Genomic DNA, 22512 nt, shown 5'->3' with positions numbered 1-22512 from the left:
GGAGACATGCAATCACAGGGAATCGGGTAAACAAGTCGATAATGCTTTTCCCTTACCCGCTTTGGAACTGAAGTACTGTTCAAACACAACAACAGGCTGTTGCAATTCTGCTCCTGATGATCAAAGCAAGTCATGTGACATGCCCAACGATCGGAAAAATAGATTTTTAAGCGAAAGAAACATATCACTACCTGGTTGCGGTTGCAGGGAATCAACAGCATTTAGTAAGTTGCAGCCTGGAATCGAAGCCAATGAGCGAAAAAAGCACAGCCACACACAGTACCGATGAGGTCGATGTTCGTGAGTTAGGCAACACCCTTCTGCGGATTGGCTCGCACCTTATGAGCTGTGGCGCTAATACCCGACGAATCCGTATGACGATCGAACGGGTTTCAGAGGCTTTCAACTGCTCCACCGAACTGCTTATCATGCACAGAGCATTGATGCTTACTATCAGTGACGAAAAGGACGAGCAGTTTCACAGTAGTTTAAAACGAACTTCTCCGCACGGAGTCAACTTTAGAATTGTTTCCGGCATAAGCAAAATGAGCTGGAAAGTTGTTCAACAAGGATGGAGCGTCGAGCAGATAAACGCGGAACTCAATCGACTGCTTTCGCTTTCACATTATCCAAGAATCGTGACTTTGCTCATGGTGGGCTTGGCTGATGCTTCATTTTGCAGACTGTTTGGCGGCGACTACAAAGACATGCTCGTTGCTTTCGCTGCTACCTTTGTTGGACTGTTCTTCAGGCAGGAAGCGACTAAAAGAAGCTTCAATCCTTATTTGTGTATCTTTTTAGCCTCGCTCGTTTCATCACTCATCGCCGGAGCGTATGTAAGCTTTGGCAACAATGTCCAGGAGTACGCTTTGTCAGCTTCGATCTTGTATCTCATTCCAGGCGTTCCGCTTATCAATTCCTTCTCTGATTTTATACACGGCAATATCATGAACGGAATTGTCAGGAGCGTGAACGGCCTAATCATAGCCTTTGCAATCGCATTCGGCCTATTGCTTGCTATTCAGATGTGGCATTTATAAATGATGGAATACTTAACATTTCTAGAAAAAGGCATCTGGCTCGGCTTGGCCGCCATTGGTTTCGCCATACTCTTTAATGTACCAAGAAGAACCCTCAAAGTAATTTTTGCGATTGGTGCACTGGGTGGACTGATAAAATTCTTAATGCTTAAGTTTGGCATCAACGTCACCATCGCATCATTGGCCGGTGCAGTGACTGTTGGCATGGTAAGTAGGTACGCAGCGCATCTTCAACACGCACCACCCATGGTATTTGCAATTCCAGCGGTGATCCCGATGGTCCCCGGTGTAGCCATCTACCGGATGATGCTTGGACTAATGCGACTGACCAAAAGCGTCAATACTGACAATTACAATCAGATCATCGCACAAACCATCCATGCTGGTTTGACGGCCTCGTTTATCTTACTGTCTCTGGCCCTCGGTGTAGCCATCCCCATGCTGCTAACCAGAAAAGAATCCGTAAAGAAAACCTAGCCAACAACAAGTGCCTCGTTTCTGAGATACACTACCCGCCTCGATTTCGATTGACTTTGATGCCTGTGATTCCTGTAGCAAAAAGCTGTTCTGACCCCCATATTAGCTGACACATGGATCGTTCTTGGCAAAATCGCTGCGCAGATGTTTTGCGTAACAACGAAATGAGCACTCAGGGGTTTCGCTACACCCGACCCGCGCCACATGTCTACAAGCAACAGTGGCTATGGGATTCCTGCTTTCACGCCATCGTCTATCGGCACTTCGATCCAGAGATGGCCTGGGCTGAACTGAAAAGTTTAGTTCAGCTCAAGTCACCGAAGGCAGCGACTCTGGAATGAGTCCACACATGCGCTACTGGCAAGGTGGAGGTCGACCGCCATTATCCGGGGATATCCGGGGACATGCTCCTGCCAAAAATCATGAATAATTTCAATGTATTAGAAATGCGACCGCGGAACCGTTTAAAATGAAAAAGGTCTCGCGGTCGGGTTTGTAATTGCATGAGATTGCATTGCTTATTCGCGACGAGCATGTCCCCAAGTAGCGACCGCGAAACCGTCGACAAGTATAACGGTTCCGCGGTCTTTCTTTTAAGTTATTGATATTATTTTATTTATTCGCCTAAAGCATGTCCCCGTGCACCGGGCAGTTTGGCTCTATCTAAGTTGCTAGCAAACAGGCACCCGACGCCCCATTATACCACCTACCTATTTCACGATGACGACGAGTAGCATGGGTACAGAAAGAGACATGCTGGCACAGCATGGCACTGTTTCTTGATGCTGGTGATTCACTTACGTACAACTGAAGAATGGCATGCCTTTTGCTTGTCTAAGTACAAAATGTTTCTTTGGAGGAGTACAATGTTTAAAAGAAAGTGGATTATTGCATTACTTGTTTTTTCTTTGTGGGGGTGCTCGGATTCGAACGACGCCTGCCCCTCAGAGGCTCCCGAAAAAGACACAGCGTGTACATTTGACAGTACCCAGAGTTGTTCTTATTTGATTCGCAGTTGTCAATGTGGCTCCGATGTAGCGCAGATCTGTAACTGCGTTGATGGCAAGTGGAGCTGTACACAAGGCTACGATTGTGCAAGTTGCCCGTCCTATGAAACACCAGACTCAGGGACTGATGGTTCGGGATTATAACGAGAATTAGGCAGTGATAGGCGGGGACGTGCTCCTGCTCAAATCCAGGAATGATTGCAGTAGCTTGGAAATGTGACCGCGGAACCGTTCAAAATGGAAAAAGTCTCGCGGTCGGGTTTGTAACTGCATGAGATTGCATTGCTTATTCGCGACAAGCATGTCCCCAAGTAAGTCCCCAAGTAAATACGATTTCATCGAGCTGCAAGTTAGGCCGCGCAACCTAAAGTCCGAAAACTGGTGCCGCGGTTTGTTTCAGAAACCTATATAACACAATCCTGACCCCCAACCTGACTGTATCGATTTCTGTTTCAGAGACTGCTTCGGTAACAGTAACAGATACGGACACAGTGACGGTATCCGATCGTTAGGGTTTGATTTCGCTTTTTTTCTTTGCCTTCCATGGTTTGAATTTTGGCGGAGGATGTGCCGACTTTTTTGCTCACTTCTTGTCCGAATAGACGCCAAAGGGAAATGCCACTGACCGCGATCAGGACTAGAATGATGATGTACTCGACAGTCGAAAGTCCGTCCTGATTGCGCAATAAACGTTTTTGAGTGGGTCGCATGGAAAAGTCTCCTTCGCTGGCATTCTTTTAGAGTTCTGGCCAACCGAATTCGTCATGGCCTTCGCCTATCTCTATCGATCACATGCAGGGTCGAGTTGCGTGCGCACCCAAAATTTTTCGTCGTCTCGTCGTTTTCGGGGAAGCCTTGGTATGGCTATCCACTGCGCCACCGAGCTTTCGTCGAAATATAGCTTTACGAAAGCAACTCGGGTTTGAGCATGCCGATAACACTACCGTGAGGCACAGCTGCCTCAAGCAATGATTATTTCACATACGAGGCAAGGAATGAGTACGAAGTGCATAATCAAGGGGCTATTGGCTTTAGGGATGGTATTTACATTGGGCTGCCATAGCTCGAAACAAGGGAGCGCCCCTTTCGGTGGGGAAATGCCGCCAGATCCCGGTGAGGCTGGAAGGAGCACCCTCGAAGGCATCGATAGCAACGAAAACGGCGTGCGCGACGATTTGGAGCGCATCGCACACAAACGCTATCCAGACGATAGCGTGAAACGCGCAGTGTTTATGAACTACATGAAAGCTGCACAAGGAGTCCTTTTGGCTGCCGAGTATGGAAAATATTCCGATATCGATGAAGCAAGCAAGGTTGAAACAAAAGCGATGCAGTGCCTCTTCGATAAGATTGACGGCATTGAAGCAGGAGAGAACGTCAAAATCTTGGAACTGTTTCTCGTCGATACTGATGCACGCGAGAAAGCCTTTACCAAGATGGAAAAGTGGTACTCCGGGCAAGCAATGCCCGCTGGTGATTATGAAAATCCATGCGAGGGCGTGCTATGAAAAGCGTCAAGTTCTGGGCGATAAAATGTCTGCTCGTCATGGTTGTGCTTGCAAGTGCAAATGGAATTGCGTTCGCCCAAGTTTGTGGCTCCGATGCTTTAAGAAAGAATACGGTGTTCTTTGTGAACGGCATGCTCAACACACGCGCGGATCTACGTGCTTCAAGGGACTACATCAAAAACCATTTTAGCGATCGGTTGCACAATAAATTTTCTGGAGACAGCTTCGAATTCATTTCGATATACAATACCAGCTACGGTTGGGTTGAAGATCTATTAGAAGTCTTCAGGCAAAAATACGAGGAACGTATCGGCGTGCAGATAAGTCGCACCGAAGCGAGGCGGCTCATCATTTTGCTAACGATGCATTCGATCACTCGGGAATTTACGAAGTCATTATGGTTCATTCCGGGCTTTTGGAATTTCCTCGATGATCGAGACTACATCGCGGGATTTATAGCGCATGCGATCAACAGGCGGCTCAACCAAGTAGCAGACGAGTACAACTTGGTGTACACCGTCAAGTCAACGCTTGAGGCTGGCCACAGAGTGCTTATCATCGCGCACAGCCAAGGAAACTTATTTTCCAATTTAGCGATGCGCGATTTGCAACAGGACTACGGCGATCACCTTGCTATGGTGGGTATTGCGAGTCCGGCCGATCGGGTTTTTGGACATACGGCGTATTTTACGGCGGATGATGATAGGGTTATTGCTTCACTTGCTTTGATTCAGCCGGTGCTCAAGCCCAACGTTGATAACGACCCAGGGCTATTCGGTGACGATCGCGATTTATTCAATCATGAACTGATAACTTCGTACATGGACCCAACGCTCGTTTCACGGCCGCTGATTTCCGATGCCATCGAAACACAGCTTGCCAGTGTCTCGCATCCTGAAGCAATCCTGTCGTCAGGCGTAATGAGTGTGTCCCTGGATTGGTCAGGCGGTGGCGATCTAGACTTGCATGTTTCTGAGCCAACCGGCGAAGAAGTGTTCTGGGGCAACCTAACAGGACGAGGCATTTTGCATCGTGATAGTAAGGACGGTAGCAGGTCAGAGTACTACTCACTAGCGTGCGACGAGTTGATGATTGGCCGTTTTTCTGTTCGAGTTGAATACTATGACGGCGAGGGACCAAGAACTGCACTACTCCACATAAGGACCAGCGATGGCCGCGAACATCTTGTCAGCAAAACCTTGGAACCAGGGCAGGATATGACGATGGCTCACGTTGTTGTTGACAAAAAAAACGGTGTCTACCGAATCACTGTTGAAGAAGAATAACCGGGGAAATGCCCGATCTACAATTTTCCAATGATTACAAATTTTTAGAAATGCAACTGCGGAACCGTTCTAATAAAAAAGGTCTCGCGGCCTGGATTGTAACTGATTAAAATTGCATCGCTTATTCGCGAAGAGCATGTCCCCAAGTATCCCCAAGTACCAAGTAACAGCTTGTTTCAGAACTCTTGTGCTTTCATCAAGCTATATTACCTGATCCTGGCCTCAATTCGGATCCCCATACTTGAACTCGTCCCCAACCCGCGAATTCCTAATTCATTGATACCTTTTGTGTTTTTTCAAGCTTGCTTGGGGTTCTTTTTATATCATACTAGGCATGTCGGATGATGACATACACCGCTTTGGCACTGAAAGCTTTTCTTACGATGCTCCGAAAATTGATCTGTTTTTCAACCTATTTTGTTCTTGCTTCCTGCGGCATCACTACCCAGCAAGATCCACTGAGCACCAATAGTGAGGCTTCTATATATAAAGTGAATCACGAGAAGGCCGCCGAGTTTTTTCGAGAAAACCACTTGCTGCGGATACTTATTGAGTCTTATTCATCCGAAAGCAGGTGTGAATTCAATCTAGAAAATCCTCAATCCATACTGACTTCCCGAGTCGAAGACGCCCACGCAAAGCCATACTTCGTAGCAATGCTCGTCGGTCAGTGCAAAAGGAACGGAATTGGGGTCGAACAAGTCATCGCAGTCACAGCAAATATCATAATTTCTTCCTCATGGGGAATAGAGTGGGCTGACCGTATTGAGGCGCTCCAAGCCTATCGGGGTGTAGAAGGATCCAAAGAAATTTACGTTCGCCGCTACGATGCGCCAACACATACATTCAAAGCAGAACAGGGTTTGAACTCACAAGAACAAGCGTTGTTCACTAAGCTCTCTTCTTTCGTTGAGGATCCTGCAGCTGCTCCGCGGTGCATTACGACTTTTCAACACGTTTTATTACAAGACGGCCAAAACCGGCACCCGACTGATGTATCTGAAAAACTTCTCGCATTAAGCAGCGAACTCGATAACACGAGTGTTGCCCCGGGTGTTGCCCTCGGCACGATTGCTTTGGCTGTTCGGCAAAAGCTGCCAGACATTGGAACGATCGGTGAGCCGAGCAAAGGTTGCGGGATTGCTTCGGTGCAAACAGGCGTGCTTAGAAAAACCATTACTGTTGGCAATATCGAACGCGAGTATGAGCTGATCGTCCCCGAGAACTACGATGCAGAACATGCATACCCCTTGCTCTTTACATTCCATGGCGTCAGCGGCGCTCAAGGCCGCTATATTTACGAAGACCCTGCCATCAGTGAAGCAGAAAAGGATGCTGTTATTTTCGTGCACCCTCAAGCACTTGAACAAGAAGCGCCCGGCCAAGAAGCAGGCTTTCATTGGCGCGCTAGCAAAGCGATCCAAGATCAAAATCTTGCTTTTTTTGATGCCTTACTTGAAGAGCTTACAGGCACCATGTGCATCAACACCGGCCACATCGGAGTGAGTGGGTTTAGCGCGGGTGGTGGTTTTGCAAGCTTACTTGGGTACACTCACAGCCGATATCTATCAATGATAGCCCCTTTGGCTCCATACATGCCAGAGCCCTTCGATGAATGTGACACTCCACCCCGAGTTTTTGTGGGCGTGGGTGATGGTGACCGCGTCAACTCAGGCAATGCCCAGAAGAATATGACTATAAACGCAAGTGCAAAAGAGCTACGCGATGAGGTTATTCAAAAGTATTCCTGCGAGAAAAACCCTGCGGAACAAAACACCGACTTGATGAGCTACCACGTTTATCATGATTGCTCGGAACCAAACCGTCTCATGTTTTGCGAAGCATTCAATACGTCTCATACGACCATCGCTGGCGACACTGAAGAAAACATTTACGGCAAAGCTATTTATGATTTTTTTATGGCACCTGAGTGAATCTCGGGACAACTCAGCTCAAGGTTCGGGAACGCAAGCCATACCTAAGTTACTTTGAACGTATGTCACGTTTGGATACCTGCAAAAGTCGAGCTGTCTATTCCTAATTTTTCAAGGAGTGCCAATGCCGAAGCGACAAATAAGCCAGACTCGTGTTAGAAAAACAGCCTGACCTATTCATCACAAAAGTTTGACTTCTTCGAAAAGCATACCTAAAATTTCAGTCTCTGACTGTACATCAGAAAAGAATCATTACACCAGGAGCCTTTAGAATGTTAGCAAAACTATGTGGCTTGTTTTTTATTTTGACTCTGCTTGCATGCAGTAATAGCAACAGTGAAAGCGATAACCCCGACTCCGCTTCCGGATGCTCCGGTTTGTGCACTACTGCTGGTTTCGATAGCGGTGATGAAATGGATTTTGGAGGCGGGCTAGTAGAATGCTACTGCAGTGGCGCCGGCACTGGAATTGCTAAAACAGCATGCGAGACGTACTGCGCAACCTTCGACGTATCGGCGGAGCACGCGCTTCTCAGTACCGACACGGTTCCCGATGACAAATGTGTTTGCGACGGCACTTCCAGCCCATAAAACAAACTTCTAGGGAACACGAATGCCCCTCATGATTGATCACAAGTCAAAGAAGCGAGGCTGGCCACAATCCTTTACCCTGCGGTAAGACCAAACCAATGATAACGAATGATTTTGTTCGTACTATGGCGCGATACAACCGATGGCAAAACGATAGTATCTATCGCAACGCCAATCACCTTTACTGAGCAGACCGGATGTGGATGAGTCATTTTTTGCCCTCGACTATATCAAAGCCACACAGGCCCTATGCGGCTTTCCTCCTTACGCGGGGACATGCTCATGATCAAATTCAAGGTTGATTCACCTTCTTTGACTTCGAAAAGGGCACTAGGCCGCCTACCTTATCGGTCAAACTGATTCCTCATCAGAACACTAGAACCTAGCCTGACTCCATATCCATTTTCATGGTATGTTCACTGGCGACGATGACACCAGTCACCTATCAAAGCGTGCAAGATCTCGGAGTAAAAGGGTGTAGGAGCCGACACTAGGCCAAAGGAATCAAAACGATGTATAGGAGAACATCAGAATGAAATTGGTGCTTTGAGTTCATGGACATTCAACGAATGTGCGAGCGCTCAATTTCCGTGGAGGCTGTTCGACAAACCTTGAAGCAGAACGACAAGATTTAAAACTATAACGATGACAACCCTTTCCCTAGCGCGCTTTATCTTGGGGATTCAGCAGCCAGGAAACTGCACGTTGTTGCCGCCAAAAACGAAAAAGACTCTGAATTCATCGTCATTACCGTGTATGAGCCGAGTGCGCTAAGATGGCAACCTGGGTTTCGTGAAAGAAGGAAAGAAACATGAAATGCACGATTTGCGCCCATGGGGAAACAACTGAAGGGCACGTCACACAGACCCTGCAACGCGGCGGCTTTACAGTAATTGTCAAGAATGTTCCTGCGCGGATTTGTGATAACTGCGGCAAGCAGTATATCGATGAAGCGCTGCTGAAGCTCGCGGAGCAGTCCGTTCAAGCTGGCGTAGAGCGCGACGTCCGGCAGTACGCCGCCTAAACTATCTTTTGGCGATAACCAGTAGCACTCTTCCGTCCTGATTGTAAACGGATAACTTCGAAATCGAAATCGAAATCGAAATCGAAATCGAAATCGAAATCGAAATCGAAAAAGAACTACGCTAGCCGCCTCATCCGTCAAGCGCGAACATCATCAAAAAACACAAAAACCAAGCCTGGCCTTTTCTCGGTTTCTGTTTCCACAATTCATATCCTAAGAATCAATTAAGGTGTCCCCGGAACTCCAAGTAAAGTTAAATTGTCGACATGAAGCAACTCGACACCTTTTCACCTTTTTCGGTCAGGGTGGGAACTGAAGGCCACAGAGGCGGGCAACACTGCCTTACATTCAGTGGCCCTGATCATAAAAAAGACAATCTTTTCAGCCAACTTGGGTGTGGAACGGCAATTGCATCCAACGGGTTAGAAGCGATAAGGAAGGTTGTGACTCTCATGAAGCAAGCCAATTTGATTTTTGTAGGATTGGCCGCACTTAGCGTTGCGTGTGCCGTTCAGAATGATGCGGTGCTTTCAGGAAGTAGCGCAGCGCAAAGCATTCCCGAGAATACCTTCAAGGAGTATTTTGAAAATTCACCCGCCTGGCAGCAACGGTTGCAGCGTTCCACGGCGATCTTGGTCTCGACCCAAGACTATAATGCTTTGACGAGCCGCCCCGTGCATCTTGACCAAAACCTCTGCTCCGAGCAAAGGGAACAGCCTTTTTCTTCTTTTGCACAACCATCGTTTTTTAGCATTACCGACTTTGGGAGTTGTTCTGCTGTGCTCATCGACGATGAGTTCATTGCCACTGCTGGGCACTGTCGTTGCGAGGGCGCAAGTGCGGTTTTTGGTTTTTACAAAGATGGAAACAGCTCTTGGCCTTCTATACCCCAGGAGCAATTCTACCCCGTGGCAGAGACCATTGTCTCGGTGTTTACGGCTCAGGCGGACTACGCGGTGTGTCGTTTGGAACGACCGGTCACCGAAGACTTCACGCCCTTGCCCGTGGCCCCCATGCCAACGTTGGGCTCCGAGCTGTTATTTGCGTCTTATCCACTTGGCACCCCCGCAAAGCTTTCTGCCGGCATCTATGACGGCGTGCAGCATATGACTAGCAGAGATGCGAGTTGGCATACCGTGAGCAAGCGCAGTTTCGTGGGTGAGTCCGGTTCAGCCGTCATCGATTCGGAGGGTCGCCTGGTAGGCAACCTTTCCGGCGCGGTTCCGTATGCCTTAACCTCAAGTCCAGAACAGGGCCATTGCCAGCGTTTTGTTTCAAGCGACGAGGTCAACGGTTTTACTACCATGGTGATGCCCATTGAGCCCGCCGTAAACGCTCTTTGTGACTGGGCCGCAAACCGGAATCGCTACTTATCGAATCTGGATTGCGGAGCCATGCATCTTAAGGCAATGTGAACACCATCTAACGAAAGCATGGCTGCGACCTGATTTACTGCACTGCCTACAACCTCCCCACTTGGCAACCGCGGAACCATCCAGATAAAAAGGTCTCGCGGTCGGATTTGTAACTGTATGAGATTGCATTTCTTATTCGCGGTAAGCATGTCCCCAAGTATCATGCAACGACCCGACACCTTTTTACCCTAGTTCCCAAACGCGGTATCCGTCACCTGATTTCCCCCTTTCGCGGATTGAGATAGTTCGAAATTGAGCATCTTCGCGATGGAATGAATGTTGCATACAATTGACTTTATGAATCTCAAACCCCAAAATTTATCAATATTATCAATATCTGTAGGGATGATAACCACTGCTTTTGCTTCCCAAGGGTGTGGCGTCTCGGCTCCACCTCTTTCTAAAAATGACGAAGCTCAGGAAGCACGCACACAGACGTGCGGAAACTTGGGAAAAGCGCTTGGGTACGTCGACGACCAGCTTCGATGCTATCGGCGTACCGATCCAAACAGCGACCAATGCGATCCGTTGTGGGTTGATGGGCGAACGGAAACAGCTTCCGACGGTACAGGCGTTGTAAAAAATGAGAAATGGGTTTGTGACACATACAATTCGAAACAACCACCAAACGCCGAATGGTCTTTTATTACTAATGGAGAAACCTACGTAGACGGCAACCTCGAATGCGACATTTGTCTTGGTTACAGCCAAGAGAAGCCTATTACCTTGGAAGCGACATGCGATGATAATAACTACACGACTGACGGTGAATTCAATATCGAATTTGACTATCGATACGATACCGAAGGCTTTTTTAGCGATGCGATGAAAGCCGCTCTTGAACTCGCAGCAAACGAATGGGCGAAACGCATTAAAACAGATTTCGACGTATGGCCCAAGGATACAATCATACAATTGCGCAATCTAACTGGTGGAAACGACCCATGGATGTATCACACAGTTGAAAATGACATCGACGATATACGGATCTTTTTAGGTAGTTATAACAGAACAAACGAAAACGATTTACTCGCTGTCACGGATGGATCCAAAGCAGTCGATCCGGACAATAGCAATAATGAAACCATCGAACTAGTTTCACAGCGCATGTATTGTCGGGAACGAACCGTGCCTTGGGCAGCGACTATAATATTTGCGAGAGACGTTGATTGGTGGATTGATCCCACTCCTGCAGATCCATTCGATCAATACCGCCCTGACGGGACTCGAGATTTTATTAACTCAGCCATCCATGAAATCGGACATGCTCTAGGAATTTCCGACAACCGGGTTTCCTTTCAAAGATGGCTAACGGATCGAGGGGACCGTACCTATTTCCATGGACCGGAAACTATCAAGGCAACCAATACCCAACTTGAATTCAACCGTGCATCTCAACATTTTCCCTATAGTCGTGACTACTATTCCGTGATGTCCGAAATTATTTCTCTGGAACGGCACATGCCATCCGTCGTTGATCTCGCCATTTTGAGGGACCTTGGTTACAAAACCATCGAATGCGAGCCTTCGGAATATATAGTGCACACACCTACCGGCGAGTTAACCAACTTTTGCACAATCCCGTAGCACGGAACTTTTTTACTGAAGCGAGCTATTGTCGCAGGCAAGTCATACATTTCGTAATTTCCTTGCGCCCGACAGATTAATCGAGGGACGGATGCCAATTTATAATCACGAAAACAAAGCGCACGTCACCCGATTTCTAAAACCCGCATTGAAAGCTCACTCCTTTCGCGCGTACAATCCAGCGTACCTATGCCTACTCTTGAAGAACTTGGATGGACAGCTGAGCTAGACCACTACTTCACACAGCTTGGTCACCCAGATTGGGCGCCCGGACGCATCGCACGGGTTGACCGGGAACGATTTGGCGTCTGGACCGCATCCGGTGAAATTCCAGCCGAGCTCAGCGGCAAAATTCGCGATACGTCCGCAGACCACGTTTGCGTAGGCGATTGGGTCGCGCTTACTCTGCACAACGGTCTTGGTATCATGCACGCGAGGCTCCCACGCAAAACTAGCATTTCACGCAAAGCAGCTGGTGAACAAACCGCCGAGCAAGCACTTGCCGCAAACATCGATGCAGTGCTTTTAGTATGCGGTCTAGATGCTGATTTCAATCTGCGCCGCATTGAACGAGCTTTGACGCTGGTCATGAACAGCGGTGCATCACCAATTATTGTTCTAAACAAAGCAGATCAATGTGACAACCTACCTGCCAAAATAACCTTGACCGAGCAGGTTGCACCACACATGCCCGTATGCGCTGTAAGTGCCACCACAGGCTTGGGACTCGAAGAGCTACGTACCCACCTCAAAGCTCAGCAAACCTTTGTTCTGCTTGGATCCTCGGGTGTAGGAAAATCAACGCTTACTAACAGCCTGCTTGAGCAAACACGCATGCAAACTGGCGCTCTTCGCAGTTCCGTTGAAAAGGGACACCATACCACCACGCATCGCCAGATGTGGCTCCTGCCAAATGGAGCACTGTGTATCGATACACCGGGCCTTCGTGAACTCGGTCTGTGGGGATCGGATGAGGGTCTGGATGTCGTATTCCCAGAAATCGAAGCGCTTGCTCGCACCTGCCGTTTTCACGACTGCTCGCATGAAGTTGAGCCTGGGTGCGCCATCCAAGCCGCGCTCCAAGACGGCGCCCTCTCCTCAGAGCGCTACGAAAGCTGGCTCAAACTCCGGCGCGAATATGCTTTTGTCGAACAGCGCCAAAGCGAGCATAAACGTCGCCAGGCCGACAAAGAACTGGGCCGCATGTACAAACGCGCCAAAGAAGACGCACGCAGACGCAAACCTGGATTTCGTTAATCTCATACTCCAAAGAATCAAATAAACAAGTGGGTGTTGTATCGGAGCTACTCCAGCAATCAGGAAACGCTTAGCTCGTCTCCTTCGACTTCGACTTCGACTTCGACTTCGACTTCGACTTCGACTTCGACTTCGACTTCGACTTCGACTTCGAAAGAGCACTAACCCGACCGCACTATCAGTCAAGCGGATCCGTTATCAAGAAAGCGAATTTCGCCCTCGTGCTGCGGTCCAGAAATTTCGAGCCGGATCGCGCAGGGCTTGTTTTCGCACGCACGGCGCAAGGAGGAAGAATATTGGGGATATTTTGACGACGAGCAACGCAGAGAGCGAAAACAAGAACAAGCGAGACGGCTCGAAATTTCTGGACCGCAGCACGAGCTATGTCCTCACGTGCCAAGTCAAAAGCCCACCTTGTTTAGCTTGCTAAGGAATAGGTCAGCGGACCAATGCTCAAGACTCTGCCTTTCTTGTACTCCAAGCAAAGGCTGCACGTCCTGCCTAAGTGACTCGAAGTCTGCATCGTGGATACAATTACTAAGCGCGCGTTTGAGCCACTTAGAATCAACGCTGATTGTTTTTTCCTTCCATGGGCCAAGTTGCCAGAGCGCATTTTTAAGGAAGCCCAGATTGGGATTAATCTGTCTTGAAAGATACCAGGACAAGTCATACCAATCGCGGCCTTTGCTCGGTTCACGACACAACACAGCGTGAATCTTTCCTGCAAAAAGACTCGGCATATCATGTGCCAACAAGGGAAAGTCGATGGGGAAATCATGGTAGTGCCGCTCAAAACCTGCGCCCTCCGGAGGGTTTGCATCGAGCTCGACCTTGATTTTGATTTTTTCACGCGGATCATTCAAATAGTCCAAATCCAACATTAGCCCAAGAGAATTTTGTTTTAGAAATCGACCTTTGACGGCTTTGTCTACTTTATTGCGACCTGAGGCCTCGAAACTAAGGCCAAAATCTTTTGCATACTCCGCGGCCTTATCGACATAGGGATCGAGTAAAAATCCTGCATCTGCTTCTTTTAGGGAGAAATCCAGGTCTTCAGAAAAACGATTCAGGCCATACAAAATGCGCAGAGCTGTACCTCCGCAAAAAGCCGCATGCTCAAAAAAGCCTGAGCGCTGCAGGGCGTAAAGCGCAATCTCTTGAAAGATTTCCTGCAGGGCATTTTTCTCCTCAACTTTGTTGCGCGGAGAGTACTGCTCTAGGCGTTGTTCAATGTAACCTTTCATCGTAGCTCCCAAAGCAGCACATCAATCACTTTTCTCAAACGCTCGCTTCGATAAACCTCCGCCAGATCCAAAATTGATTGATTGCTCTGCTCACGCAATAGCTCACGAAAACGCCCTGTGTCCAGGCGCAGATCATCCACCATTTCATCAAGCGATACAAAACCTTTATCGCGCAGATGGCAAAGGTCCAAGAAAGCCTTCAGAGGGGATGCAATTAAATACGCATGTCCCTGTGTGACTTCACGCACAAAGCCTGCCCGAAACAACCGCTCGGGCAGCCAATGATAGGAAAAAGCGCCAAGCACATTGCTGCAAGTATAGCTTGCCCTGCGCGAAACGCTGCTCGTCTCCGCTACACGTTCGGGAATCAAGTCGTAGTGTTTAAGCGCCGATTCCAAACTCACGTAGCTTGGCATATACAAACGATTAGCCACCGCAAAAGGGTGCAGCCCTTTTTCCTGCCAACTGTCACCAAGCGCATACACGCCCCGCCGCAAGCGAATCAGATTGCCTTTGCGAAGCTCACGCGAAAGTTTATTGTGACGTGCTGCTCCTTGGAGCTCTGGTAGCACCACCGCCAAATCTTCCTCCGTGAACACATCCACGGGAGCCCGCTCCCTCAACAGTTTTACCGCATGCAGCATTACATTACAGATACTATCATAGTTTGATAGTAATGCTAATAAAATACGGTTTTTTACAGATTTTACTGATAAAACCTATTATACAATGATAGATTCTATAATAAAGAAGGTTGCTAACCTCCGCGTACTTAGCCCTTTCCCTCTCGTCCCCTATTCGAGCGACTTCGACTTCGAAAAAGAACTACCCTGGCCGCCTCATCCGTCAAGCGCACGCGTCATCAAAAAACATAGAAACCTAGCCTGACCCTTTTTCGGTTTCTGCTTCCGCAATTCATATCCTAAGAACTAAGTAAGGTGTCCCCGGAAGTCCAAGTAAAGTTAAGCTGTCTACATGAAGCGACCCGACACCTTTTGCACCTATTGGTGCGTGTCGCCTTTTCGCAGTCGCTTTCTTCCTGCGAAAATAGAATACCAAGAAATTACGAGGAGGAATCCGAAACCGCCGGAAACAAACAATTGGATTTCACCATACGATGGCTGGTAATCGACGCCGACCCGAGACAATAAGATGGAAAGACCGCTGTAGGATGGGCCAATATCGCGAGATTCTGTCTGTGTAGCGAAACAAAGAAACAGCAATAGATGGGACAGCAGGACCCTGGGAATCAAACGTTTGCCCAAACTTTGCGCACGAATGATCGCGACCATGTGCACTACGATGTGAAGGAAAAGGGGCAATCCGACCAAAACAAGCCCCAAAATAAGCAACACTAAACCGGGTGCTAAAAGTCGCGTTGCTAGACTTGCTGCACATGCAAACGCTAGGGCAACTATCAGTAAGTCTTCCTTCTTCAGCATCCGGCTCACTCGCGCGAAGTGGCTTAGACTGTCTCGCTCCTCCCCTTGCTTCTTCGTACACATGAACCCCTTATCGCCCGCCCAAGTCCGCAGTTGCTTGCAAAACAAAAAAATAACCTTGGACGATGTCGGGAGGATCGATGAATGAAAACATCCCTTCTTCGATTTTCCGATTTCAAACAGTCGGAGCTGCTCTAATCCGTCCAAAAGTCGTTGGCACCTTTTTAGAATCTGCAACGACAACCGAGATCGTCACGGCAACGGTAGCGAATAAAACCTGCTCGGTTTACCAAACGTGGGTTCCATCACCTGATTTGTATTATTGCTTTGGTTTCAGCGAGGGACGTAGCAACTCAGCAAACTTTTGCTCCGTCATCTTACTGGCTGAAAGCTGGAGCATCCTTTGGTATTTTTCGGTCTCCGCCCATCCACTAGTGTAGCCATTAAGCTCAAGGAATAACTGGTAAACGACATGAGCGACTCTTTTGTTGCCATCCACGAAGGGGTGGTTCTTCACGATCCCGGTTGCATATGCGCTAGCTAAATCAGCTAAATCCGCGGTTGATTCATACAGAGCCAAGTTTTGTGGTCGGATCATCGCAGACTCGAGTAACGCATGATCGCGTACACCACCTAGGCCACCATGTTCAGCCAGCTGTCTTTTGTGGACGGCATAGAAGACATCCTGTCGGATCCATACCCAGTTCATCTTCCGGGACAACGACCGTTACTCCGACAACTTCTTTAACACAGTGCGGTCACGACGCATGATCTTCTCGGCTGCTTCCATTTGTTCTTCGAAGTCCGGATCATAAGGTGAAAGCTCAAAGCCAGATGGTGTCTCGATAAGGTAGAGATGATCGCCGCGATTAACTCGCAATTTGGCGAGTAGGTCATTCGGTAGAATAACCCCCGAAGAGTTTCCAATCGCTGTGACTTTAAGTTTCGCCATATTAATAGTATAACATATGTTATAACATGCGCAAAACTTAGGGAGAATTTCTATTTCAACAATAATTTCAAGTACTTAATAAGCAGGTCCCAACCTTCAAGGAACAAATTGGCGGAATTGGGATGCACTTCGACTTCGACTTCGACTTCGACTTCGACTTCGACTTCGACTTCGACTTCGACTTCGACTTCGACTTCGACTTCGACTTCGACTTCGACTTCGACTTCGACTTCGACTTCGACTTCGAAAGGGAACTATCCTAGCCACCCAATTCGTCAAGCGATTCAGCATAACAAACACGAAAAACTAACTTTTCCGCTGGAGTTTCTGAGTTAATATGTCTTCTTGTTTTCATGGTATGCTCTACGGCGATGAAGGCACTGTTGAGCTATCGACGAGAGCAAAATATCGAAGAGGCCAAGTTTATCAGTGTTTTGGTCCGTTCATCACCGTTCAACCGACTCCTAGTCAATGTAAACAAAAGGATCCGTAGGAGAATTCCGAGATGAAGTTGGTGTTTCGGGCACATGCGCTTCAAAGAATGTTCGAGCGCGCAGTTTCTGTGCAAGACGTCAGGCAAGTTTTAGAGCAAGACGATAAAATCGAGAACTATTCCGATGACAAACCCTTTCCGAGTGCTCTGTATCTCGGAGATTTAGGGGATAGGATGCTTCATGTTGTCGCTGCAAAAAACAAAAAAGCCTCGGAAACAGTAGTGATTACCGTGTACGAGCCGAGTGTGCTAAAATGGCAACCAGGGTTTCGCGTGAGAAGGAAAGAAACATGAAATGTACAATTTGCGCCCATGGTGAAACAGCAGCGGGCTACGTGACACAAACCCTACAGCGTGGCGACGTTACAGTGATCGTAAAGAATGTCCCAGCGCAGATTTGCGATAACTGCGGCGAGCAGTACGTCGATGAAGAAGTAGCTGCAGCGCTCCTCAAGCTGGCAGAGCAGTCCGTCCAATCAGGCGTAGAACTCGACGTCCGGCAATACGCCGCCTAAGCCACTTCCTTTCGACTTCGGCTTCGACTTCGACTTCGACTTCGACTTCGACTTCGACTTCGACTTCGACTTCGACTTCGACTTCGACTTCGACTTCGACTTCGACTTCGACTTCGACTTCGAAAAAAGAACTACCCCGACCGCCTCATCCGTCAAGCGCACGCGTCATCAAAAAACATAGAAACCCAGCCCGCCCCCTTTTTGGTTTCTGCTTCCGCAATTCATATCCTAAGAATTAAGTAAGGTGTTCCCGGAAGTCCAAGTAAAGTTAAGCTGTCTACATGAAGCGACCCGACACCTTTTTTCGACACCTTTTTTGTTGCGGATTGTAGAGCCTATGTTGGGCGAACCGGTCTCAGAAAAAAAGGTCACACTTGGAAGCAATAGACAGGTGAATGTGAGCTTTTAGCGCTAGTCACCATCGGAAAAAACACCTTCGTGAATTTCAATGCGCAGGAAGCAGCAGTGCAATCTTCCGGAGCACTTTTTCTGGCGAAACACCACGTGCGATGGTTTGTTTACGAGCTTGCACGGGTAGCTATTGATGTTAGGCGGCTTCGACCGAAGGCAAGCCTGAGAGTAGATGTGGAACCGAAATATCTTCGTCAAGCACTTCCCAATGCAGCCCTACGCCGCCACCACTAATCACAAGCTCTTTTCGTTGCTCCTCTGTGGCGGAACGTAAACGTGGAAAAAATGACAATGGAACCGCCAATCGACGGCCATCAATCAAATCGACCCACATATAATCTGCATCGAACGATACTGATTTGGCCTTAGCCTCAAATACCGAAGTGTTGGCTCCAGTGCTCACGAATCAACCTCACTCAAACGAACTATGCCGCCCGTTTTTTCTTTGCTTGGTCCAAATCGTAAGTCGCCTGAAGATTCATCCATAGCTTAGCCGTCGTTCCTAGCGCCTCGGCAAGGTCCAAAGCCGCATCGGCGGTGATGCCCCGCTTGCCTTTGATGAGTTCGTTGAGCCGAGCCTTCGTCCAGCCCAATTGCTCAGCAAAGGCCGTTTGCGTAATTCCCGCCGGCTCAAGGAACTCCTCGAGCAATATTTCGCCGGGATGGAATGGGTTTTTCGGTTGCCTCATCGTTTACTCCTTTTAGTGGTAATCCAACACTTGCACTTCATATGCGTCGCCTTCAGACCAGCGAAACACTACCCGCCATTGCTTATTGACTCGTATGCTATGTAGGCCTTTCATATCTCCCTTCAATGCTTCCAATCGATTTCCTGGAGGAACCCGTAAATCTGTGAGCTCTGCAGCATCGTGAAGATAAAGAAGCTTTCGTCGAGTTACTCGGCGTAGTTCTGCAGGGAACTTCCTTACCACCCTTGTGCTTTTATCGTCGTACAGGTCCTCCGCTAGCTGATTTCCAAAGCTTTTTATCACTTTATCAGCATACGATAATACCATAACCACGTCAAACAGTTTTTGGGAAGACCTGTTCCTCAGGCCCAAATGGCAGAACTAGCTCGTAAATTTTCGACTTCGACTTCGACTTCGACTTCGACTTCGACTTCGACTTCGACTTCGACTTCGACTTCGACTTCGAAAGGGCACTACCCGGGCCGCCTTAGCGATCAAGTGGATTCAACATCAAAAATACAAAAAACCTTACCTGACACCTTTTCCTATTGTTTCTCACAAGGGAAAGCGTCTTCCATAGCGCGGATAAAACTCACGCTAAAAGGCTGTTTACGCATGCTCTTTGGATGTTGCTCAACCCATTTTTGCCACAATCGAACAATTTTTCCCGTACTCACGTCTGCTTTCGGGGGGACGCAAAGCGACCGAAGTTCATGTGCATAATTTAGGGTTGCAAGCATTTCGAAAGCACCTCTGACGTAACCCAAACAAAAGGTGATCTTAAGATCGCCAATACCACTGTTTTTGACAACTGTTTTGATTTTATCGAGGCCTTTACAATCAGAGTAGACCTCGCCTACGGTCCTCAACGCAAAGCATTGCGATGCGCAAAACAAAACAGATCCACATACAAACAACACTAGAAAAAACTTTGATGCCATATATGAAGCTTGCCAAGCTCGACGACGTAACTCAACTGAACATGGAAAATTGGGTGGGCTACCGACGTAGGAAGTAAGATCAAACCCACATTCGCCTGAATGGCCAGTTGCTCCGGGAACGGTTTGCAAATACCAAAAAGCTAGGCCCGTCCCAAGAATCTTCCTTTTCGAACGGGACATCGAAGCACAGTGCCACACCACAGCTTACTGACAACACGCGCAGAATTGCGAAGAAGCATAGTGCTCACCTACAGTTGTAGGATGCATTTTTGTTATTTGGACGAATCCGGCTGTGATGGCAAACAAGCGAAAGATCATCAAGAACCAATTTTTGTATTAGGAGGGATCACCGTTAGCGACGAGCGATGGTTCAAAACCAATAAAGACTTCAATGACCTTTTGGAGGAACTCTTACCCCAAGGCGTTCCTGATAACTTTGAACTTCATGCTAATCAACTTCTTTCTCCTGACGGAGAAGGATATTTCGAAGGATGGTCTAGAGAAACGCGCAATAAGTTTGCTACGGACGTACTAGATCTAATTAGCGATCTAAATCACGACTGTCACATTGCGATAGTGCCAAAGAAAGGTCTTTCTGAAGGAAGCTCTCCCTACATTTTGGGACTGGACTACCTCACAGGATATCTCGAGAAATATATTAGGGATAGGAAAGGAAGCACAGCTCGAGGAATGGTCATACTCGACCAAAAAAAGGATTTAGAACACGAAATCCATGATCTGCTTAGAGAAAAAAGGTTTGGGACGAAAAATGCTCGCCTCAAGCGGCTAGTGGAATTTGGCTACCATGTTGATTCGCGAAGGAATCCTATGGTTCAGATTTCTGATTTGATTGTCTATATATCCCGAAAGTGCGCAGAGCTTGCAATGGGGCACCGAGATGACTGGCCCGAAGAAGCCAAGAGTTTCTACGCCAAGTCGTTCCAAAAGATTTACACTCGACTAGCTTGGAAAAAGTTTCCTGAAATTCAAGAAAAACACTGTACCACCGACTACACTAATCTGTTCGTAAAACCTCAAACAGTTAGCGACAAAACAAAAAAGCATATTGCCGTGGAAACAATCTATTCAGAGAGTGAACAGGAAATTACCGGCGTTCGGAGCATTGCAAACAAACTGTCAAATCCCGCAAAAATAGACAAAGTTGGCTAGAATTGAATTAACTTGCAAGATTCCGAACTACTTCCTCATCAAAGCAGCGATGATCTGATGCAATCGCAGTGCAAGGCTTTGCAGTTCTTGGCTGTGCTCGGGACTGGTTGAGCCGATGGCTTCGGCGAGGTCGATGGCGCCGACGGTCTCATTCAGGGAGTTTTGAGCACCGGTGAAATATTTGCGGCGCATGGCGGTGCCTTTGTTTGGCAAGCCTTCGCAGAGATGAAGGAAGACTGATTTTGACGCGCGGGTTGCTTGATCGCGAAGTTCTCGATCTTTGATACCGGCTTCGTGAACCATGCGGGCAAAGTCTTTCGCCAAGGCGTAAACCTCAAGGCGCTGAATGGGCAGGCGATTGTCATCGTGTGAATCATGCATTTTCGAAATCTCCTTTCACCCGCGCGGGAAGGAGATTGAGGAAATGCTTCAGCTTTGATCGATTGCCCATTCGCTGGGTTATCGGCCAGACGCAGATCCAGTTGCGCCACCATCAATCGAAATCGAAATCGAAATCGAAATCGAAATCGAAATCGAAATCGAAATCGAAATCGAAATCGAAATCGAAATCGAAATCGAAATCGAAGTCGAAGTCGAAGTCGAGGTCGAAGTCGAGGTCGAGGTCGAGGTCGAGGTCGAGGTCGGGGTCGAGGTCCAAGTCGAGGTAGTCCAAGTTAAAAGAAAAAAGCCTCCAAAGACGAAAATCTTTGGAGGCTTTTGTTAATTAAACCGGCGGCGTCCTACTCTCCCACACAGCTTCCCGTGCAGTACCATTGGCTCTAGAGGGCTTAACTTCCGAGTTCGGGATGGGATCGGGTGTGGCCCCTCTGACATTGCCACCGGAAATCTTAGAAAGCGTAAATCGAGCTGTTTATGACACACTAGTTAGTTACATCACTCAAATCTTTCTTGAGGAAAGATTTGAAGCTCTTGCTTCCAACTCTAGTCTCGAGCGTTTTGTATCAATGCGCACCTTAGGCTTAGGTTAAGCCTCACGACCGATTAGTACTGGTTAGCTCCATGCATTACTGCACTTCCACACCCAGCCTATCACCTTGTAGTCTACAAGGGGTCTTCAGTGCTCCGAAGAGCAAGGGATACCTTATCTTGAGGCCGGCTTCCCGCTTAGATGCTTTCAGCGGTTATCCGTTCCGTATATAGCTACCCGGCTATGCCCTTAGGCAGGACAACCGGAACACCAGAGATACGTCCAACCAGGTCCTCTCGTACTATGGTTAGCTCCTCTCAAGTATCCTGCGCCCACGGCAGATAGGGACCGAACTGTCTCACGACGTTCTAAACCCAGCTCGCGTACCGCTTTAATTGGCGAACAGCCAAACCCTTGGGACCTGCTCCAGCCCCAGGATGCGATGAGCCGACATCGAGGTGCCAAACCGCGCCGCCGATATGAACTCTCAGGCGCGATCAGCCTGTTATCCCCAGAGTACCTTTTATTCGATGAGCGATGGCCCTTCCATACAGTGCCACCGGATCACTAAGACCAGCTTTCGCTCCTGTTCGACCTGTCGG

The 22512-nt window shown here is 48.1% G+C and carries 27 protein-coding genes and 2 rRNA genes (1 of these 29 cut by a window edge); 15 read left to right on the top strand and 14 right to left on the bottom strand.

Features of this window, described 5'->3' with window-relative positions; all coding sequences use genetic code 11:
- Positions 1-251: 251 nt before the first annotated feature.
- The 3 genes from IPJ88_06365 to IPJ88_06355 all read left to right on the top strand — a co-directional run bounded on the left by IPJ88_06365 (position 252) and on the right by IPJ88_06355 (position 1858).
- Complete coding sequence (locus IPJ88_06365) at positions 252-1040, top strand: threonine/serine exporter family protein (GenBank protein QQR91344.1); 789 nt, start codon at positions 252-254, stop codon at positions 1038-1040.
- 3 nt (positions 1041-1043) lie between these two features.
- Positions 1044-1517, top strand: coding sequence for a threonine/serine exporter family protein (locus IPJ88_06360; GenBank protein ID QQR91979.1), 474 nt, complete (start codon positions 1044-1046; stop codon positions 1515-1517).
- Positions 1518-1630: 113 nt separating this feature from the next.
- Complete coding sequence (locus IPJ88_06355) at positions 1631-1858, top strand: hypothetical protein (GenBank protein ID QQR91343.1); 228 nt, start codon at positions 1631-1633, stop codon at positions 1856-1858.
- A 1118-nt stretch (positions 1859-2976) separates the two neighbouring features.
- Here IPJ88_06355 and IPJ88_06350 read toward each other — a convergent pair.
- Positions 2977-3234: a hypothetical protein gene (locus tag IPJ88_06350; GenBank protein ID QQR91342.1), complete on the bottom strand. Its 258-nt coding sequence runs from the start codon at positions 3232-3234 to the stop codon at positions 2977-2979.
- Between the two features lie 285 nt (positions 3235-3519).
- Here IPJ88_06350 and IPJ88_06345 point away from each other — a divergent pair, with 285 nt between their 5' ends.
- The 4 genes from IPJ88_06345 (at position 3520) to IPJ88_06330 (ending at position 7842) form a co-directional block, all read left to right on the top strand.
- Positions 3520-4032: a hypothetical protein gene (locus tag IPJ88_06345; GenBank protein QQR91341.1), complete on the top strand. Its 513-nt coding sequence runs from the start codon at positions 3520-3522 to the stop codon at positions 4030-4032.
- On the top strand, positions 4029-5318 hold the full coding sequence (locus IPJ88_06340; protein QQR91340.1) for a hypothetical protein: 1290 nt from the start codon (positions 4029-4031) through the stop codon (positions 5316-5318). Before IPJ88_06345 ends, IPJ88_06340 begins: the two co-directional genes overlap by 4 nt.
- A 341-nt stretch (positions 5319-5659) precedes the next feature.
- The gene (locus tag IPJ88_06335; protein QQR91339.1) at positions 5660-7252 is read left to right on the top strand and encodes a hypothetical protein; all 1593 of its coding nucleotides are present in this window, start codon (positions 5660-5662) and stop codon (positions 7250-7252) included.
- Positions 7253-7524: 272 nt separating this feature from the next.
- Positions 7525-7842 carry a hypothetical protein gene (locus IPJ88_06330; protein QQR91338.1) on the top strand — a complete coding sequence of 106 codons (318 nt, stop codon included), beginning with the start codon at positions 7525-7527 and terminating at the stop codon, positions 7840-7842.
- Positions 7843-7916: 74 nt separating this feature from the next.
- Here the strand turns inward: IPJ88_06330 and IPJ88_06325 are convergent, their stop codons facing one another.
- On the bottom strand, positions 7917-8054 hold the full coding sequence (locus tag IPJ88_06325) for a hypothetical protein (protein QQR91337.1): 138 nt from the start codon (positions 8052-8054) through the stop codon (positions 7917-7919).
- Positions 8055-8653: 599 nt separating this feature from the next.
- On the opposite strand from IPJ88_06325, the gene IPJ88_06320 reads away from it, so the two are divergent.
- From IPJ88_06320 to rsgA, 4 genes are all read left to right on the top strand, one after another.
- Positions 8654-8866 (top strand): type II toxin-antitoxin system MqsA family antitoxin, encoded by a 213-nt coding sequence (locus tag IPJ88_06320; protein QQR91336.1) that lies wholly within the window; start codon positions 8654-8656, stop codon positions 8864-8866.
- A 452-nt stretch (positions 8867-9318) separates the two neighbouring features.
- Positions 9319-10281 carry a trypsin-like peptidase domain-containing protein gene (locus IPJ88_06315; GenBank protein ID QQR91335.1) on the top strand — a complete coding sequence of 321 codons (963 nt, stop codon included), beginning with the start codon at positions 9319-9321 and terminating at the stop codon, positions 10279-10281.
- Between the two features lie 345 nt (positions 10282-10626).
- Positions 10627-11868, top strand: a complete 1242-nt coding sequence (locus IPJ88_06310) for a hypothetical protein (protein ID QQR91334.1) — start codon at positions 10627-10629, stop codon at positions 11866-11868.
- 189 nt (positions 11869-12057) lie between these two features.
- Entirely contained in the window at positions 12058-13125 is a 1068-nt protein-coding gene (gene rsgA, locus IPJ88_06305; GenBank protein ID QQR91333.1) for a ribosome small subunit-dependent GTPase A, read from the top strand.
- Between the two features lie 401 nt (positions 13126-13526).
- On the opposite strand, the gene IPJ88_06300 is transcribed toward rsgA, so the two are convergent.
- From IPJ88_06300 to IPJ88_06285, 4 genes are all read right to left on the bottom strand, one after another.
- Complete coding sequence (locus IPJ88_06300) at positions 13527-14369, bottom strand: nucleotidyl transferase AbiEii/AbiGii toxin family protein (protein ID QQR91332.1); 843 nt, start codon at positions 14367-14369, stop codon at positions 13527-13529.
- The gene (locus IPJ88_06295) at positions 14366-14974 is read right to left on the bottom strand and encodes a hypothetical protein (GenBank protein QQR91331.1); all 609 of its coding nucleotides are present in this window, start codon (positions 14972-14974) and stop codon (positions 14366-14368) included. The genes IPJ88_06300 and IPJ88_06295 overlap by 4 nt, the downstream gene beginning before the upstream one ends.
- Before the next feature lie 1156 nt (positions 14975-16130).
- Positions 16131-16520 (bottom strand): type II toxin-antitoxin system death-on-curing family toxin, encoded by a 390-nt coding sequence (locus IPJ88_06290; protein ID QQR91330.1) that lies wholly within the window; start codon positions 16518-16520, stop codon positions 16131-16133.
- An 18-nt stretch (positions 16521-16538) separates the two neighbouring features.
- Positions 16539-16763, bottom strand: coding sequence for an AbrB/MazE/SpoVT family DNA-binding domain-containing protein (locus IPJ88_06285; GenBank protein QQR91329.1), 225 nt, complete (start codon positions 16761-16763; stop codon positions 16539-16541).
- A gap of 122 nt (positions 16764-16885) precedes the next feature.
- Here IPJ88_06285 and IPJ88_06280 point away from each other — a divergent pair, with 122 nt between their 5' ends.
- The 3 genes from IPJ88_06280 to IPJ88_06270 all read left to right on the top strand — a co-directional run bounded on the left by IPJ88_06280 (position 16886) and on the right by IPJ88_06270 (position 17771).
- Positions 16886-17026, top strand: coding sequence for a hypothetical protein (locus tag IPJ88_06280; protein ID QQR91328.1), 141 nt, complete (start codon positions 16886-16888; stop codon positions 17024-17026).
- Positions 17027-17268: 242 nt separating this feature from the next.
- Complete coding sequence (locus IPJ88_06275) at positions 17269-17550, top strand: DUF4258 domain-containing protein (GenBank protein QQR91327.1); 282 nt, start codon at positions 17269-17271, stop codon at positions 17548-17550.
- Positions 17547-17771, top strand: coding sequence for a type II toxin-antitoxin system MqsA family antitoxin (locus IPJ88_06270; GenBank protein QQR91326.1), 225 nt, complete (start codon positions 17547-17549; stop codon positions 17769-17771). Before IPJ88_06275 ends, IPJ88_06270 begins: the two co-directional genes overlap by 4 nt.
- Positions 17772-18318: 547 nt before the next feature.
- On the opposite strand, the gene IPJ88_06265 is transcribed toward IPJ88_06270, so the two are convergent.
- The 4 genes from IPJ88_06265 to IPJ88_06250 all read right to left on the bottom strand — a co-directional run bounded on the left by IPJ88_06265 (position 18319) and on the right by IPJ88_06250 (position 19992).
- Complete coding sequence (locus IPJ88_06265; protein ID QQR91978.1) at positions 18319-18516, bottom strand: DUF2442 domain-containing protein; 198 nt, start codon at positions 18514-18516, stop codon at positions 18319-18321.
- 91 nt (positions 18517-18607) lie between these two features.
- Positions 18608-18871, bottom strand: coding sequence for a HigA family addiction module antidote protein (locus tag IPJ88_06260; protein QQR91325.1), 264 nt, complete (start codon positions 18869-18871; stop codon positions 18608-18610).
- A 12-nt stretch (positions 18872-18883) separates the two neighbouring features.
- Complete coding sequence (locus IPJ88_06255) at positions 18884-19174, bottom strand: type II toxin-antitoxin system RelE/ParE family toxin (GenBank protein ID QQR91324.1); 291 nt, start codon at positions 19172-19174, stop codon at positions 18884-18886.
- Positions 19175-19416: 242 nt separating this feature from the next.
- Complete coding sequence (locus IPJ88_06250) at positions 19417-19992, bottom strand: hypothetical protein (protein QQR91323.1); 576 nt, start codon at positions 19990-19992, stop codon at positions 19417-19419.
- 96 nt (positions 19993-20088) lie between these two features.
- Between IPJ88_06250 and IPJ88_06245 the strand changes: the two genes are divergently transcribed.
- Positions 20089-20982, top strand: coding sequence for a DUF3800 domain-containing protein (locus tag IPJ88_06245; protein ID QQR91322.1), 894 nt, complete (start codon positions 20089-20091; stop codon positions 20980-20982).
- Positions 20983-21009: 27 nt separating this feature from the next.
- On the opposite strand, the gene IPJ88_06240 is transcribed toward IPJ88_06245, so the two are convergent.
- The 4 genes from IPJ88_06240 to IPJ88_06225 form a co-directional block, all read right to left on the bottom strand.
- Positions 21010-21363, bottom strand: coding sequence for a four helix bundle protein (locus IPJ88_06240; protein QQR91321.1), 354 nt, complete (start codon positions 21361-21363; stop codon positions 21010-21012).
- A 112-nt stretch (positions 21364-21475) separates the two neighbouring features.
- Positions 21476-21655 carry a hypothetical protein gene (locus tag IPJ88_06235; GenBank protein ID QQR91320.1) on the bottom strand — a complete coding sequence of 60 codons (180 nt, stop codon included), beginning with the start codon at positions 21653-21655 and terminating at the stop codon, positions 21476-21478.
- 54 nt (positions 21656-21709) lie between these two features.
- A 5S ribosomal RNA gene (gene rrf / locus IPJ88_06230) occupies positions 21710-21826 on the bottom strand.
- Positions 21827-21963: 137 nt separating this feature from the next.
- Positions 21964-22512 (bottom strand): 23S ribosomal RNA (locus tag IPJ88_06225) (it continues 2324 nt past the right edge of the window).

The organism is Myxococcales bacterium, from assembly GCA_016699535.1.
In the GTDB taxonomy this organism is placed as follows: Bacteria; Myxococcota_A; Polyangia; order Polyangiales.
The sequence above is the reverse complement of the archived record's forward strand: the minus strand, read 5'-3'. Positions and strand labels throughout refer to the sequence as shown.

Coding starts and splice junctions, on each gene's coding strand:
- IPJ88_06345 (QQR91341.1), top strand. CDS start 3,520: ATGAGTACGAAGTGCATAATCAAGGGGCTATTGGCTTTAGGGATGGTA.
- IPJ88_06320 (QQR91336.1), top strand. CDS start 8,654: ATGAAATGCACGATTTGCGCCCATGGGGAAACAACTGAAGGGCACGTC.
- rsgA (QQR91333.1), top strand. CDS start 12,058: ATGCCTACTCTTGAAGAACTTGGATGGACAGCTGAGCTAGACCACTAC.
- IPJ88_06300 (QQR91332.1), bottom strand. CDS start 14,369: ATGAAAGGTTACATTGAACAACGCCTAGAGCAGTACTCTCCGCGCAAC.
- IPJ88_06260 (QQR91325.1), bottom strand. CDS start 18,871: ATGAGGCAACCGAAAAACCCATTCCATCCCGGCGAAATATTGCTCGAG.
- IPJ88_06355 (QQR91343.1), top strand. CDS start 1,631: ATGGATCGTTCTTGGCAAAATCGCTGCGCAGATGTTTTGCGTAACAAC.
- IPJ88_06310 (QQR91334.1), top strand. CDS start 10,627: ATGATAACCACTGCTTTTGCTTCCCAAGGGTGTGGCGTCTCGGCTCCA.
- IPJ88_06325 (QQR91337.1), bottom strand. CDS start 8,054: ATGACTCATCCACATCCGGTCTGCTCAGTAAAGGTGATTGGCGTTGCG.
- IPJ88_06275 (QQR91327.1), top strand. CDS start 17,269: ATGAAGTTGGTGTTTCGGGCACATGCGCTTCAAAGAATGTTCGAGCGC.
- IPJ88_06360 (QQR91979.1), top strand. CDS start 1,044: ATGGAATACTTAACATTTCTAGAAAAAGGCATCTGGCTCGGCTTGGCC.
- IPJ88_06315 (QQR91335.1), top strand. CDS start 9,319: ATGAAGCAAGCCAATTTGATTTTTGTAGGATTGGCCGCACTTAGCGTT.
- IPJ88_06265 (QQR91978.1), bottom strand. CDS start 18,516: ATGTGGGTCGATTTGATTGATGGCCGTCGATTGGCGGTTCCATTGTCA.
- IPJ88_06365 (QQR91344.1), top strand. CDS start 252: ATGAGCGAAAAAAGCACAGCCACACACAGTACCGATGAGGTCGATGTT.
- IPJ88_06290 (QQR91330.1), bottom strand. CDS start 16,520: ATGAACTGGGTATGGATCCGACAGGATGTCTTCTATGCCGTCCACAAA.
- IPJ88_06330 (QQR91338.1), top strand. CDS start 7,525: ATGTTAGCAAAACTATGTGGCTTGTTTTTTATTTTGACTCTGCTTGCA.
- IPJ88_06250 (QQR91323.1), bottom strand. CDS start 19,992: ATGTCCCGTTCGAAAAGGAAGATTCTTGGGACGGGCCTAGCTTTTTGG.
- IPJ88_06340 (QQR91340.1), top strand. CDS start 4,029: ATGAAAAGCGTCAAGTTCTGGGCGATAAAATGTCTGCTCGTCATGGTT.
- IPJ88_06270 (QQR91326.1), top strand. CDS start 17,547: ATGAAATGTACAATTTGCGCCCATGGTGAAACAGCAGCGGGCTACGTG.
- IPJ88_06240 (QQR91321.1), bottom strand. CDS start 21,363: ATGCATGATTCACACGATGACAATCGCCTGCCCATTCAGCGCCTTGAG.
- IPJ88_06280 (QQR91328.1), top strand. CDS start 16,886: ATGCACTTCGACTTCGACTTCGACTTCGACTTCGACTTCGACTTCGAC.
- IPJ88_06335 (QQR91339.1), top strand. CDS start 5,660: ATGATGACATACACCGCTTTGGCACTGAAAGCTTTTCTTACGATGCTC.
- IPJ88_06285 (QQR91329.1), bottom strand. CDS start 16,763: ATGGCGAAACTTAAAGTCACAGCGATTGGAAACTCTTCGGGGGTTATT.
- IPJ88_06350 (QQR91342.1), bottom strand. CDS start 3,234: ATGCGACCCACTCAAAAACGTTTATTGCGCAATCAGGACGGACTTTCG.